Source organism: Streptomyces sp. DF42 (assembly GCF_058267695.1).
In genome coordinates this window covers 9,841,688-9,855,827 of the sequence record NZ_CM177859.1, presented here as the reverse complement: position 1 = coordinate 9,855,827, position 14,140 = coordinate 9,841,688, and the positions used below count along the sequence as shown (strand labels likewise).

The 14,140-nt window shown below is 68.3% G+C and carries 11 protein-coding genes and 2 pseudogenes; 5 read left to right on the top strand and 8 right to left on the bottom strand.

Annotated features, from left to right (window positions below):
- Entirely contained in the window at window positions 1–813 is an 813-nt protein-coding gene (locus ACYUED_RS45355) for an ABC transporter permease (protein ID WP_491290213.1), read from the top strand.
- A gap of 59 nt (window positions 814–872) precedes the next feature.
- Here ACYUED_RS45355 and ACYUED_RS45350 read toward each other — a convergent pair whose 3' ends face one another.
- Window positions 873–3,449, bottom strand: a complete 2,577-nt coding sequence (locus ACYUED_RS45350; protein WP_491290212.1) for a polyprenyl synthetase family protein — start codon at window positions 3,447–3,449, stop codon at window positions 873–875.
- Between the two features lie 31 nt (window positions 3,450–3,480).
- A complete protein-coding gene (locus ACYUED_RS45345) occupies window positions 3,481–3,831 on the bottom strand; it encodes a hypothetical protein (RefSeq protein WP_491290211.1) in 351 nt (116 codons plus the stop codon).
- A gap of 335 nt (window positions 3,832–4,166) precedes the next feature.
- Between ACYUED_RS45345 and ACYUED_RS45340 the strand changes: the two genes are divergently transcribed.
- A complete protein-coding gene (locus ACYUED_RS45340) occupies window positions 4,167–4,865 on the top strand; it encodes an SDR family oxidoreductase (protein ID WP_491290210.1) in 699 nt (232 codons plus the stop codon).
- Here ACYUED_RS45340 and ACYUED_RS45335 read toward each other — a convergent pair.
- The 4 genes and pseudogenes from ACYUED_RS45335 to ACYUED_RS45320 form a co-directional block, all read right to left on the bottom strand.
- A complete protein-coding gene (locus ACYUED_RS45335; RefSeq protein WP_491290209.1) occupies window positions 4,805–5,302 on the bottom strand; it encodes an alpha-hydroxy-acid oxidizing protein in 498 nt (165 codons plus the stop codon). The two genes, ACYUED_RS45340 and ACYUED_RS45335, sit on opposite strands and share 61 nt — an antisense overlap.
- Window positions 5,232–5,811 (bottom strand): annotated as a pseudogene (locus ACYUED_RS45330) (hypothetical protein); the annotation flags it as partial. The pseudogene ACYUED_RS45330 and the gene ACYUED_RS45335, both read right to left, overlap by 71 nt.
- 604 nt (window positions 5,812–6,415) lie before the next feature.
- Window positions 6,416–7,066: pseudogene (locus ACYUED_RS45325) on the bottom strand (LuxR C-terminal-related transcriptional regulator).
- Entirely contained in the window at window positions 7,054–8,301 is a 1,248-nt protein-coding gene (locus ACYUED_RS45320; protein ID WP_491290208.1) for a sensor histidine kinase, read from the bottom strand. Before ACYUED_RS45320 ends, ACYUED_RS45325 begins: the two are co-directional and overlap by 13 nt.
- An 844-nt stretch (window positions 8,302–9,145) precedes the next feature.
- Between ACYUED_RS45320 and ACYUED_RS45315 the strand changes: the two genes are divergently transcribed.
- The gene (locus ACYUED_RS45315) at window positions 9,146–9,289 is read left to right on the top strand and encodes a hypothetical protein (protein ID WP_491290207.1); all 144 of its coding nucleotides are present in this window, start codon (window positions 9,146–9,148) and stop codon (window positions 9,287–9,289) included.
- 292 nt (window positions 9,290–9,581) lie between these two features.
- On the opposite strand, the gene ACYUED_RS45310 is transcribed toward ACYUED_RS45315, so the two are convergent.
- Window positions 9,582–10,568, bottom strand: a complete 987-nt coding sequence (locus tag ACYUED_RS45310; protein WP_491290206.1) for a helix-turn-helix domain-containing protein — start codon at window positions 10,566–10,568, stop codon at window positions 9,582–9,584.
- A gap of 265 nt (window positions 10,569–10,833) precedes the next feature.
- On the opposite strand from ACYUED_RS45310, the gene ACYUED_RS45305 reads away from it, so the two are divergent.
- Window positions 10,834–11,010, top strand: coding sequence for a hypothetical protein (locus ACYUED_RS45305; RefSeq protein ID WP_491290205.1), 177 nt, complete (start codon window positions 10,834–10,836; stop codon window positions 11,008–11,010).
- 137 nt (window positions 11,011–11,147) lie between these two features.
- On the opposite strand, the gene ACYUED_RS45300 is transcribed toward ACYUED_RS45305, so the two are convergent.
- Window positions 11,148–11,393, bottom strand: a complete 246-nt coding sequence (locus ACYUED_RS45300; RefSeq protein ID WP_491290204.1) for a hypothetical protein — start codon at window positions 11,391–11,393, stop codon at window positions 11,148–11,150.
- Window positions 11,394–11,923: 530 nt separating this feature from the next.
- On the opposite strand from ACYUED_RS45300, the gene ACYUED_RS45295 reads away from it, so the two are divergent.
- A complete protein-coding gene (locus ACYUED_RS45295) occupies window positions 11,924–13,981 on the top strand; it encodes an alpha-L-fucosidase (protein ID WP_491290203.1) in 2,058 nt (685 codons plus the stop codon).
- Window positions 13,982–14,140: the final 159 nt, after the last annotated feature.

Here is a 14,140-nt window from a genome sequence, read left to right as displayed (position 1 = left end):
GTGCGGCTGTTCAAGATCGCCACGCGTTATGGCCTGGTGGAGCACGCCAGGAACCGGTTCGCCATGCTGCTCGTGGCGGTGTTTCTCCCTGTGTGGGTCACCATGACGGGCTGGGCTGTCGCCAAGGAGCCGGTGCAGTTCCGGCTGCACAGCACCGGTCACGTGTTGACCGCCGGCGGTGACAAGATCACCCAGATTACCGGGGCGCTGAACGGGGTCACGCTGATCATCGGATTCATGATGTTCGCGGCGACCTTCAGCAATGGGGCATTCGACCGCCGTCTGTCCATGGCCGGGTTTCCCCGGGTTCCGCTGGGGCTGGCGAAGGTCGCCTGCCTGGTCATTGCGTCGGTGGCCGTCTGTTCGTACGCCACCGCGGTCATCTGCTGCTTCTGGTCGCCCCGGCAGCCCGTGCTGCTCGGCGCGGCGCTGTTTGGCACGGCGATGACCTACGGCGCGCTGGGCGTCGCCCTCGGCACGCTCCTGCACCGCGAGGTGGAGGGCATGTTCGCCATTGTGATGATCAGTGTCGTGGACCTGGGCTTGCAGAATCCCCTCGCCAGCGGAGCGGACAGCGGCATGGTGCGCTGGCTGCCCTCATACGGTGCCATGCAGGCTGCGACAGCCGCAGGCTTCTCCACCACCGTGCCCGCCGTGGACTTCGCCGTCCAGCTGGCCTGGTTCACCGCCGGGGCCCTCATTGGCCTGCTTGCCTTCCACCGGCGTACCCGGTCCGCGCTGACAGCCGCTGCGCGGATTGGCCGGCAGGCGGATGCCGACCCGATGGCGTTCGGTAAGGCGGCGAATCGATGAGGGCGGTGTCCCTGTGCACCAGCCCGCACAGGGACACCGTGTTTCTCCAGCCCCCGGGACTACCGCGTAGACGGGGCCGGGGCGGCAGGCCGGCTGATCTCACGACGCAGACGCTCCAGGTCCGGTCCCGCGGCCGTGGTCTTCGGCTGGTACCTGTCGGACTCGTCCTGCCGCAGATCGAAGAACAGTTTCAACATATCGTAGATCGCCGCATACCGGTCACCCTGACCGGAGAGACCGGGCAACGTGCGGAAGAGCACGGGCACGTACCTGTAGACCGCGTTGAACTGGGCACGCTTCTCCGCCACTTGGCGCTCCACCCGCTCGATGGCTTCCGCGCGGCTGCACCCCATCTCCTGACGGATCGCCCTGACCAGGTTGTAGGGGACCTGGTCAGCCTCGTCCTGGTCCACGCCCGCCAGGTCGTTCTCAGCGAAAACGACGAAGAAGCCAAGATCCTCAAGACGTCGGACCATACGGTGGCTGCGCACCGCCGGCGGCATCTCCCGGTCCTGCACGATCTCCGAGCACGCCATGCCGACCTCGAATCCACCAGTCGACCTCCGCAACGGCAGCCAGTCCGCTGGTGAGGGGATGTAGCCGCCGATGCGGTGGCGCGCCTCACGCTCGCAGGCGTGGAGCCATTCCTCAATGTTGTCGAGCAAGGCCTCCTGCCATCGCGCTGTCCTGCCTTTACACAGGCGCGGCCACAACTGCGCCCAGGACGTCGGGATGGCACCGTGCGTCCATGGTGCGCCCGGGCACTGGCGCAATGTCGCCACCAGTCCTTCCCTCAGCGCGCTAACAGCGCGCGGGTCCGTCAGCTGCGGATCCTCGAACAGGTCGTCCCACACACCGAACAGCAAGCCCAACGCTGCGCTGGTCTGCCTCCTTTCGAAGAGGTCATCGTCATTGCCGTCGGCGTTGCCAACCTCATCCGCCACCCGAGGAAGGGTCCGCTCAATCATCGACAGAGCGCCCGACAGCCGGTGATGGTCGGCCTCGGCTGGGGTGGCGGCGATGCCGGTCTCTACGAGCCAGCCCTTCAGCCACCTCGTGACCTGCTCGGCGTGCGCGCTGCTCTGGGGCTGAGGGGCCTGCCGGACCTGGTGGGGGATAACCGCGGGACGGGAAGCAGTGGGCCGGTCGAGTACGGCCCGAGCGTAGGCCGTCAGACCATCGAGCGCATAAGAGCGATCGGTAAGGTGGGAAAGCTGATCAGCGGCCTCGGTCATGCGTGCGTCGGCCACCGTCTGCGCCTCCTGCACGGCCCCGGAGGCGACAACGAGGTCTCGGGCACGTGCGGCTTCCTCCTGTGTCATCTCCTTGCCCAAAAGGCGGCCGAGGTCGCGGTCGCGGGAAACCGCACGGATCACAGGCAGGGTGTAGACACCCTCGGACAGATCCGTGTTGACGGGCTTGCCCAGCTCCTCGACTGTGGACGTCAGATCGAGAATGTCGTCGCGCAACTGATAGGCGTACCCGAACTGCCAACCGAACCCGGACAGCGCCTCCTCCCAGTCATCCTGCCGACCACGGACCCCGTTCGCCTGCATCGCCCCCAGCCGGCAGGCCAGGGCGAACAGCTGCGCCGTCTTGCCGGCGATCGCGTCGAGGTAGGCCTGTTCGCTACGCGAGACCGCATACAGGTCGGCCGCCTCCATCACCATGCCGGCGCACATGCGTTCATTCGCCATGGTCCCCTCGATGACTTCGCGCTGACCAAGCTGCGCCAGCATGTTCAGGCCGGTGAGCATCACGCAGTCCCCGGCGAGGATGGCGAGGTGTTCCCCCCATACCGCGTTGGCGCTGGGGCGGCCCCGGCGCTCGTGAGCGTGGTCCACGACGTCATCGTGGTAGAGCGCGCCCAGATGCAGCAGCTCGACGGCCGCGGCGGCGCGCACTGCCCGGTCATCGGCCGGCACCGAAGGGTCCGTGAGAGCGTAGTACGAGAGCAGAGCGAGAGTGGGACGGACCAGGCCACGGGACGTACCGGGCCCTTCCTGTGTGAGCGCGTCGAGTTCGGGCCTGCCCTGGATACGCACCGGTCCCAGAGCGTCACGGACCCTGTCCAAGTCCGCCTCCAGACACGGAAAAGCAGCAAGGTCAATCCCAGAAGGTGGCATTGTGCGCTCCTGACACTGGTCGGTGTTCACCGAGCGCGAGGACAGCCGACACGCAGCAGCAGAATGTCGCAGTACCCGCTCCCCGTTGTGACCACCTCCACGCCTCGCCGCCAGGAAACAGGCGACTGTCGCAGTACAAGTCCTTTCCTGCGCTAAACCACCTGATCGCATGAGCTGTCCACTCTGCGGGGGCGCTTTCGCGCTGGTCTGCCGTTGGGCGCGCCGCCCCGGCTCCGGCGGACAGTCGGGCGGCCTGGCAGACCAGTTGAAGTAGGTGCGGTGCACCCTGTTCCCGCCGGCCAGATCGCCGGGCCGCTGGTCACAGCGCAGCACCGCCAGCACGATGACGGCGATCTTTCCGGCGTGGCGGGCCCGCCACCGGGAGCCGATCTTCTTGAGGTGGCCGCGTATCAGGCCGGCGAGATAGCTCAGGGTCGCGCTCGACAGCGGCAGGCAGGCGGTGTAGACAAGCCCGTCAGGGCCCTCGGCGAGACCGTTGTTTCTCTTCACACCAACTCAACTGCCGCCGGGAGTCGACCAGTTACGGGCACGCCGCGCGACTACGGACGTGCCGTGAACCGCCCGTCGCCCCGCTTGTGCAGCCAGCCGCGGTCGCGAGCTTGGTCATCTTCACCCGCAAAGGTTCCAGCTTGCCGCGCACCGAGGCGTCCAGCCCCAGCCGCTCCTCGACCGCCCTGACCTGCACCGGGCCCTCGGCCTCCCGCACGATCGCCAGGATCTCGCGGTAATCGCCGGGCAGCGCGCCCTCGTCGGCCGCGCCCCAGCGGCACCGGCTGGCATCCCGCGCGTGGCTGACCGTGCCTGCCCCCGACCAGCGCGACCGGTCTGACCACTCCAGCCACCGTCCGCTCGACCAACTCCACCACGACACGGACCAGATGAGTGCACAACACCTCGAAACGCCGCGAAGAACACGCAAGCCATGATCACAGCCACCGCTGACACCGACAGCGTGTGCGCAGCCTGGGACCTGCGCGCCGCGCAGGTCCCAACAGGGGGGCCAGCAGCGCGGGTTCGGCCCCATTCGTGCGGCATCATGGCCGGTCAGCGATGGCGTCGGCTGAGCGGGAAGATCGCTGGGTATAGTGCAGGCGTTTCCGGGAACCGCCGACCTGGAGTCGGTCGACCCCACGCGCCACCTCGTGTTCATCGACATCCGGGGCCCTGGCGGAGTCCCGATGACCACATCGCTGAGGAGGCCGTCCCATGGAACCCGTCACGCTGATCACCGGTGGCTCGACCGGAATCGGCGCCGCCACCGCCCGCGCCCTGCTCAAGCAGGGCCACCGCGTGGCCGTCACCGGACGTGACGCCGACAAGCTGGCCGCCTTCGCTGCTTCGGCCGCAGCGGGCGAGCGGCTGCTGACGATCACCGGCGACACCAGCGACGCGCACGACGTCGCCTCCGCCGTGCGCCGCGTGATGGAGGCGTGGGGCCGACTGGACAACGTCATCGCCAATGCCGGTTTCTCACTGCCCGGCAACCTGGAGAGCCACGCCCCCGAGGACATGCGCGCCATGGTCCTCACCAACGTCCTGGGCCCGGCCCTGCTGGTGCGGGAGACCCTGCCACACCTGCGGGAGTCCAAGGGCCGGATCGTGATCATCGGTTCGGTCGCCGGGGTGCGCAACACGCCTGGCAACCTGTACTCGGTCACCAAGTGGGCCACGCACGCACTGGCCGAGAACACCCGGCTGCTGGTCGGCAAGGACGGGGTCGGCGTGACGGTCGTCGCCCCCGGGGTGGTGGACACCCCGTTCTGGGACGAGCGCGGCGGCACCCGCGAGGCGGCGCCGGTGATGACCGCCGAGCAGGTCGCGGACACGATCGTCTTCGCCGTCAATCAGCCCGCGGGCGTGGACATCAACCACATCACCATGCGGCCGACCGGACAGGTCGGCTGACGCCGCGCTCCCAACGACCGTACGACAAGGCGCCTTCGGCCCCGCCGCTTACCACGCGGTGCAGGCCGAAGGCGGTTGAGCACGCCCTTGAGTACCAGGGGCAGGGAGGTCACTTCGCGCAGCCAGGCGAGATCCTCCCGGGTGATCGAGGCGTCGAACTGCTCCTTGGATTGCCGGGCGATGGCCGGCTCCCCGTCCCGGCTGCCGTGCGAGGCGGCCATCACGTCGTGCGCCACGTTGACCGCCCGGATGCCCGGGGCACCGCGAACCCGTTGGCGGCGTCCCGCGGACGGAACGCCACCCTGGGCGCGTCGACGGTGAGGACCCAGCGCGCGGAAACCGGCGGCCTCGGCCCGGCGGATCAAGTCACGGCGCTTGAGCCAATACAACTGCATCCACAGCGGGCCGGTGGCCGCGGCGGCGATGTCCACTGACACCTACCGCGTCAGACCAGCGGAGCCACTGGTCTGCCTCGTGAACAGGCCCGGCCAACCAGGGTGATGAAGAGTCTCTGGATTTCGTTGCAGGTCGACGGGATCAGGTCGTCGGGGCTGGGGCGGAGACGGTGCTCGTCCGCGCGGACGACGGCCAGGAAGGCGTGGGCGAGCATGGCGAGGGTGACCCAGCGGGACCAGGACCTGTAGCGGCGGAGCTGGTGCTCGTCCAGTCCGGCCAGACCCTTTCCCGACTGGAATGTCTCCTCGACCCTCCACCTGGATCCCGCGACCCGCACCAGCACCGTCAGAGGTACCGGCTCGGGTGAGTAGCAGCGGTAGTAGGCGAGTTCGCCGGTGGTGCGGTTGCGGCGGATCAGCAGGTGGCGGTGGCCTGGCGCGATGCTGGGCAGGTCGATGTGGGCCCAGTCGTAGAAGCGGTGTCCTTTGGCTCCGGCTCCGGCGGACAGCTTCTGCCAGGCCCGCTTGGGGAGCGCTTCAGCAGCGATCTCCTGGAGCTGCTGGTCGGTGGCGCCGGCCTCTTGGGCGTCGAAGAGGCGGGCGGCGTAGCGGGGCGGCAGGGCGACGGTCAGGAACGGATGTCCGCCGGGAACGATGGGCACGCAATCTCGCCAAGACATTGGGCGGCACGGCCGACATGCGGTAGATCGAGACGCGCCGCCGCTCGGGCCTGTACATCGCGGCAGGAGGCTCCAGCTGCCATACGACCTCGCAGTCAGGGGCCAGTTCGAAGGCCGCACCCGCCGTGGAGTTGGTGACCAGCAGATTGCCGCTGGGCAGCCGTTCACAGCCGCCGGCCGGCGGGCAGTGGAACGACTCGGGTGGCTGGGCCGACCAGGTCCACACCGTCTGATCCGTCCGGGGGTCCACGACGACCAGACGGCTGCGCTGTCGGGTGACACCGTTATCGAAGATCAGAATCCGCCCGTCGGGCAACGCCGAGGGCTGGTGGGGCCCGGACAGCTCTCCCGCCCCCAGAACCAGCGCACTTCACCGCGTTCGAGGTCGGCCACCACCACGATGTCGAGTTCCCGTATGCACAACAGGACATCACCGGCCCGCCACAGGCCGCTCGGATGGTCACGGATGGGAAGGTCAGGCCCGGGACGCTCCGAGGAACCGCAGCACGGCCAGGACGCGGCGGTGGTCCGCGTCGACCACGGGCAGGTCAAGCTTGGCGAAGATGTTGTTGATGTGCTTCGCCACGGCGCTCTCGCTGACCACCAGCGCCTGCGCGATGCCGGCATTGGAGCGCCCCACGGCCATCAGGCGGAGTACCTCCCGTTCGCGGGGGGTCAGCCGCACGAGCGGGTCGCTGTCGCGCAGCAGCAGCAACAACTGGGCGACGACCTGCGGGTCCAGGGCCGTGCCCCCGTCCGCCACTCGCCGGACCGCCGCCACGAAGTCGGCGACATCGGCAACCCGCTGCTTGAGCAGGTGCCCACACCGCTGGTGTTCGCAGACAGCAGGTCAGCCGCGTACCGCTCCTCCACGTACTGCGAAAGCAGCACCACCGCCGTCCCCGGCCGGCGCCGACGGATCTCCATCGCCGCCCGCACCCCCTCGTCGGTGAGGCCGGGCGGCATCCGGACGTCGATCAAGGCGAGTTCGGGCCGGTGCTCCGCCACTGCCGCCAACAGCCCCTCCGCGTCGCCCACTTCCGCGGCGACCTGGAACCCGCCCATCTCCAGCACCTTGATCACCGACCCGCAACAACACCGAATCCTCGGCGATCACCGCGCGCACGGCAGCTCCGCAGTGATGGTGGTGGGCCCCCCAACGGGACTGCTGACGTGGAAGGCCCCGTCGAGGGAGCCGACCCGCTTGGCCAGCCCGACCAGCCCCGTGCCGGCGGCGGCGTCGGCACCGCCCAGCCCGTCGTCGGTAACGCGCACTCGCAGCACCTCGCCGACCTGACGGACTATCACCTCTGCACGCATCGCGTTGGCGTGCTTCGTCGCATTGGTCAGCGCCTCCGAGATCACGAAGTACGCGACCGACTCCACGCTGGGCGCCACCCGCTCCTCCAGATTGACCCGCAGCCGCACCGGCAGGGGCGTGCGCGCAGCCAGCCCGGACAACGCCGCGTCCAGACCTCGGTCTTCGAGCACGGCCGGGTGCAGCCCCCGCACCAGGTCATTGAGTTCGGCGATCGCGTGCTTCGCCTCCAGGTGCGCTCTCGCGATCACCTCGCGGGTGTCACCCGGCAGGTCCGGGCGGGTGGCAATGGCCAGACCCAGGTTGACCGCGAGAGACACCAACCGCTGCTGGGTGCCGTCGTGCAGGTCGCGCTCGATCCGGCGGCGCTCCGCGTCGACGGCCTCGATCAAGTCGGTCCGGCTCACGGCCAGCTGATCGACCCGCTCCTGGAGCCGCTGCGCCCGGCCGGGCCCGAGCAGGCCCAACGCCAGCCGCGTCTCGGCCCGGGCTACTGCCCGCGCGGTCCAGGGCAGGGCGCACAGGAGGAGGAGTCCAGCCGCTGTGTAAACCGGCAGCTGGGTCAGGTAGCCGAACCAGTCCTGGCGGATTCCGGTTGGCAGCGCCCATGCCCAGGCGTAGGCGATGACGCCCGCCAGGCCCGCCGCCGCCAGCGCGAGCACCAGCAGCTCCAGCAGCGCGAGCAGCGGGCCCAGCAGGAGGTGGTAGCCGACCTTGCGCCAAGGCCGCGTCGCCGCGAGCCACCGGGCGGCCGAGGCCCACGTCCATTTCTCCGGCGCGGCGGGGGTGAGCCGGGGGACGTCCACACCGATGAGCACCCGGTAGCGAGCCCGCTGAACGGCCGTCAGCACCGGGGTGCCGAGCAGGACCAGGGCGGCCGACATGGAAACCGTAAGGAGCCAGTTCCCCGTCCTGGCGGTAGTCGCCACCGCCCAGGCCCACACGGGCACCAGCGCCAGGTGCGGCAGCACACCAGCGGCAAGAAAGCCGGTGTCCCGCTGCGCCCGGAGGACCGTGCGTCTCAGTCCAGCTGGAATCGTCATGGCACGACGCTAGGGCACCGCAGGAGGACGGTGCCATGAAACCTGTACCCGATCTCATGGTGAACCTAGTACCAGCTGTAGATCTTGATCTTGGCCCGTGGGCGGACACCATCTCGGGTCGGTAGGTCGGCTTCTGCTGGCCGCTGGCAGGTAGACCGGGCCCGGTGGAACAGGCACTATGCATTTCGGGGATGTCACGGCTCTCTTTGCCGCGGGCGACGTAGGTGGGCAGTTCAGCCGAAAGCCCTTCCGCGCTGCCGGGAGGCAGGGGATGGCTTCGTGAATGCCCAGGACGGCGCGGTCGGTTACCTCCTCCACCAGCGGAATCTTTCCCCTGCGGGAAGGGAGCCGGTTCAATGCGCCCTCAGCCTGCGCTTCGCGCTCAGCCGTGCGTGTCGCACGGGCGGCAAGCACATCAGTCCACGCTGTGTGAGTCCGGTCACTCCACCACGGGAGTATGCCGCCTCCCGTGACCTGGCCTCCGACAGGAACGTAAGTGGCGTGACCTGCGCTTTTCCGCGTGAACCTGCACGCGGGCACACCTTGAACAAGAAGGTAACCCAACTTCGGGAAGTCGTTCCCCCGGGTCCCTTTCGATCGTGTCCTGCACCGTCTCGCCGGGCAACTGGCCTGGGACGCGGGCGAGTTCAGCCCCATACCTTGATGTCACCCAGGGAACTGGAAGGGGCGGAGAAGCACGGCCAGCCGACAAGCAACAGCCACGCTCCCCCGCCAAGTCGCCAGGCCCATCGTTCCGGCATCAGGAGAAGGAGCCCAGCAAGGTGACCAACCTTGACACAGCGGGGAACCGAGGAGAAGTCCATCCCCCGAGCACCGCCTTGGCATGGGTCCGTACATCGTCTCCGCTCTCACGCTTTCAGCAGCCGCACTCGCTTTTGTGATGGGCGGCTCGACCACGCTGGCCGCCGCGCTGGCCGCCGTCGGCGTCCGCGAGGGCGCGAAAATCGTCGTGCGCGTTCGTCGCTAGCCCTGGGCGCGAGCACCGAGCAGAGCCCGGCCGAACACCTCTCCGGCCAGTAATCGGCCGAGGGGTCCATGGCGCAGGAGGTCGGGGAAGGCGCCGCGGTCGACGTACGGTCGGCTGCGGTGAGGGCCAGACGCTGGGGTGCCACGCCGCTCCCCCAACCAGGCGGTTGAGTCGGCCAGTTGCGTTCGACGGCGCGGCGACGGCGGCCAAGATCGGGAACAGTAGGCTCGGGTGGGTCCGTGCCGAACTCGGCGCGGGCCCTCGGTGCGCCCCGATTCGAACGATCCCACGCTCAAGCAGTGAGTTCGCGGCGCGTGGTCGAGGCGGGGAGCGCCGTGCGGCGGTGGCGTCCGGCTGGGCCGTCGTCAGGGTGGATGTCGCCGATGGCGAAGTCCATCAAGAGCTGCTCGAGCAACTGATTGGCTTCGGGTTCTCCCGCACGCCGGAGAGTGTCCTGGGTGTCGCGGACCATCCGCTGGATCTCGATACGTGCGCGCGCCTTGAGCCGGTCGGCTTCGCGCCGTGCGTCGGCGGCCACTACATCCGCCTCCCGCAGCAGCGCGTCGACCTGCTCGCCAGCTCGCCCGTGCAGGCTGGAAGCGTAGGTCTGGGCGTCGGCGCTGATGCGTTCCGCCTGTGCCCGAGCCCTTTCGACAATGTGGGCGGCCGTGTCCTCCGCGTCTCGGATCGTCGCGGTGGCCGCCACCCTTGCATGCTCCTCGCTGAGGGTGGCCTGCGTCATCGCGTTGCGGATTATCTCGTCGCAGTGCCGTTCGATGTCGGTGCGCATGTCCTTCAGGCGGCGCATTTCGGTCTGCACCTGGGTGAGGAGCTCCGAGGCGTTCCGTTCCATGTCCGCCGCACTCCGGGCCCGGTCGGTCGCGGCGTTCAGTTTGCGGTCCGCCCAGTGCCCGGCATCGTCCGGATTGGCGATCATGAGTTTGAGGGCGGCGATCTCCTCGCGGGCATGCTGGAGTTCCTCCGCGAGGCCCGGCGCGAACTCCTGCCGGGGCTCCTCCTCACGCTGGGCCTGATCGAGCAACCCCAGCCACTCCCGCGGGTTTCCTCCCAGCCATTGCACGACGTCCTGAAGGAGCTCACGGCTGGGCACCTGGCCGTTGAACAGTCCGGACAAAGCCGTACGCGAATAGCCGGTGCGTTTGCTGATCTCCACATAGGTGGGATCCCCGGCCTGGTCCTTCAGCGCACGCAGGCGCTGCGCAAGCTGGGTGCGGGCCGATCCGTCGTCCGGTAAGTCCTTGAGTCTGCGGCCCGCCACGAATGCGCCCCCCCATTGTTCACAGACCGCTGATTGTTCCGGAACTACTGCCGCGATGCGGTCCGTTCGATGAAGTCGATGTTGCGGGTGCAGGTCAGCGCATTGTTCGGCATTCTTCCCGCAGTCTGTTCATGCGTTGGAAGGATCAATACGCAGCCCGTGTACTGGCTTTCCGCACCCAAGCCTGAAGCCGGTTGCCCCCTCTGCAGATCCGTCTCGGGGCAGAACGGCTTCGGGCCGTGGTCACTCTGAAGGAAGGAGAACTGTGCACGACGCGCACGGCCCCCGCGAGGAGGAGCCTGAGAAGCCCCGCCCGCGGCGGCGCCTGGCCGACGCTCTCAAGACAGTCGGCCGCATCGAGCCCCTGGTCGCCCTGGCGGTACAGATCGGCTCGCTCATCGTCACCGTGACCAGCAACTGGCCCGGCCACCCTCGCGGATGACCGGGCCAGACAGAAGGAGCTGATGACAGGCCGCCCCGGGGTGGAGCGGGCAGCAACACCCCCGGGGCCGGCCGCACGCCTTCGTGCCGCCACTGTGCCACGCCCTCGCAGCCCAGCCCAGCCCGGCTGCCACGTGTTCACCCGCTGGCAGGTTCCTGGCGCCGGAGGTCTCGGCGGGCGTCGGCCAAGGCGAAGGCCCGTGTGAGGCCGTCCACGAGGGCGGGCTCGATCCGGTAGACGCGTACGCGTTCATCGAGTTCGAGCACCTTGGTCTTGTTCTCCGGGCCGCCCGACGCCGTACCGCGACGAGCGGAGCCGCCATCGATCAGTGGATGGTGGCGGTGCGGCCGGAAGGCGAAGACTTTCCGGCCGCACCGAACCACGCGCCGGATGCGGGACCTCGGTCTCGAAGCCGAGCAGGTGCCCGATGCTCGCGCGGTGCAGTTCGGCGGCGTGGTCCTCCGCCGACCCCACGGCAACGTCAAGCGGCTCCGGGACGGCGAGACCAGACGGCACAGCCGTGCGCACCCGGCCGCGTTCTGCGGGCCGACGTCATCGACGCGGCCCGGCTGCTGCGGCCAGTCAGGTGGCGGGCCATGCCCTCCGGCTTCCCGCCGCCGAGCAGCAAGCCACGACCAAGATCAATAGGTAGGCGCAATAGCGGCACTACAGATCCGATGTATAGCGCTCCACTCACCGGATGGGTGACCTTTCAGGTCCCACCTACCGCCTGAAACATCCCCTTTCTCTCTCTCGGCTTGGGCTGGTATCGCCTCAACTGTAGACACGACCCTCGCGGTTCCCCTATAAATCCATCCGATGTCTTCTAGAGAGTGAAGCGGAACACGGCCGCCATGCCGGTGTTCCGCTCCTAGCGCCATGCCCTCCTTCCCCCAACACATGGAGCCGCACCATGTCCTCCGCATCCCTCAGCAGACGCTCTCTGATGAAGGCCGCCACCCTTGCCGGGGGAGCGGCGGCCTTCGGGCTGCCTCAGGTCCTGTGGCCCTCCACCGCCGAGGCGTATTCCGTCCCCGCGAAGATGGACTGGTGGTACCAGGCCCGGTTCGGGATGTTCATTCACTTCGGGTCCTACTCGCAGCTCGGCCAGGGCGAGTGGGCGTTCGCCCAGCAGCGGTGGAGCAAGGCGAACTACCAGACCCAGGTCAGCCAGAAGTTCAATCCGACCCAGTTCAACGCCGCCGCCATCGCCGAACTGGCCAAGAACGCCGGTATGAAGTACCTCGTGATCACCGCCAAGCACCACGAGGGCTTCGCGATGTGGGACTCCGACGTGGCGAGCTTCACCGACACGACCGGCACCAAGCTGTACAACCTGCACGACTACAGCGGCATGCAGGCCGACCTGCTCGGGGACCTCAAGAGGGAGTGCGAGAGCCGTGGGATCAAGTTCTGCCTGTACTACTCGATCCTCGACTGGAACCATCCTTCACAGACCGAGCGTCACGAGGGCGGTCTCACCACGATGTCCTCGCAGGCCGCCCGCACCGCCTACATCGCCGACATGAAGTCGCAACTCCAGGAACTGCTGGACCGCTACGACCCGGCGCTGCTGTGGTTCGACGGCGACTGGTCCGGTGAGCCTGCCAGCCCCACCCTGGAGGACTGGTGGCTGAAATCGGACGGCGTCGGCCTCTACAACTGGCTGATCGCCCGCAAGCCCGGCCTCATCGTCAACGAGCGGGTCAAGCGGGACCTCGGTCTCGGTGACTACGCGGTCGCGGAGTTCGGGGTACCCGCCGAGCCGATGGACCGGCAGTGGGAGAAGTGCGCCACCATGAACGGTTCCTGGGGTTACAACGCGGCCTACGAGACCCGCTACAGACCCTTGAAGGACCTCGTCCGGGAACTCGTCACGGTGGTCTCCCGGGACGGCAACTATCTGTTGAACATCGGCCCCACGGGCGAAGGCCTGGTCACCCCCGGAACTGAGAGCGTCCTCAAAGGCCTGGCCTCATGGATGTCGACGTACAGCGACAGCATCCACGGGACCAGCGGCAGCCCGTTCGCCACCGAACCCTCCTGGGGGAAGGTCACCAAGAAGAACGGCAAGCTCTTCGCCCACGTCTTCACCTGGCCCACGAACGGCCGGCTCCCGATCCCGGCGCTGGACAACACGATCCGCCGCGTCTATCTGCTGAACAACCCCTCGGCCTCGCTTTCGTACACCGTCAGCGGCGGCACGATCAACGTCACCGTGCCGGCCACCGCGCCGGACGCCAACGTCTCCGTGGTGTGCGTCGAGGTCCAGGGCATGCCCATCAGGGTCTCCGCGGCGGTGTTCCAGAACGTCAACTACCAAGGCACCGGCGCCGTTCTGCCGCTGGGCAGCTACACCTCCTCCCAGCTGTCCGCCGCCGGCCTGGGGCCCGCCATGGCCTCCTCCGTCCTGGTACCCGACGGCTACCAGGTGACGGGCTACTCCGGTGACAACTTCACCGGTACCGCCTGGACGTTCACCTCGAACACCCCCGACCTTGTGGCGACCGGCAACAATGACGCGATCAGATCACTGACGGTGACGTTCAGGCCCGACAAGTACTTCCGCCTGACCAATGTCACCAGCCGCTTGGCGCTGGACAGCGGCGGCAATGTTGCCAGCGGCTCGAACCTGAAGCAGTGGCAGCCGATAGACAACTCCAATCTCCAGTGGCAGGCAGTCGAACTCGGCAACGGCTACTACAGGTTCGTCAACCGCACCAACGGCATGGTCGCCGACGGCTGGGGCTCCACCACCAACGGCGACCCTGCCCGGCAGAAGGCCTGGGACGGCAGCGACACGCAGCAGTGGCGGATCACCCACCGCGGCCAGGGCCAGTACTCGATCGCAAACCGCAGCACGGGACTGGTCATCGACAGCGGCGGAAGAGTCGCCTCAGGGTCCGTGACCAAGCAGTGGACGTGGCAGCAGAGCACCAACCTGCTGTGGACGTTCAGCCCGGTCGCCTGACCGGCACCACCCCGGTGGCCCACCTTCCCACCCGGTCGGGGCTGCGGCACACGACCGGGCGGGAAGCGTCGCAGGACGGCAAGCCGGTTCCCTGCCGAAGAACAGCGGGGGCACTGGCTCGCGCGCTGCATCTGCGAGAGTCGGCGGCCATGGGCATGT

Coding starts and splice junctions, on each gene's coding strand:
- ACYUED_RS45340 (WP_491290210.1), top strand. CDS start 4,167: ATGGAACCCGTCACGCTGATCACCGGTGGCTCGACCGGAATCGGCGCC.
- ACYUED_RS45320 (WP_491290208.1), bottom strand. CDS start 8,301: ATGACGATTCCAGCTGGACTGAGACGCACGGTCCTCCGGGCGCAGCGG.
- ACYUED_RS45315 (WP_491290207.1), top strand. CDS start 9,146: ATGGGTCCGTACATCGTCTCCGCTCTCACGCTTTCAGCAGCCGCACTC.
- ACYUED_RS45295 (WP_491290203.1), top strand. CDS start 11,924: ATGTCCTCCGCATCCCTCAGCAGACGCTCTCTGATGAAGGCCGCCACC.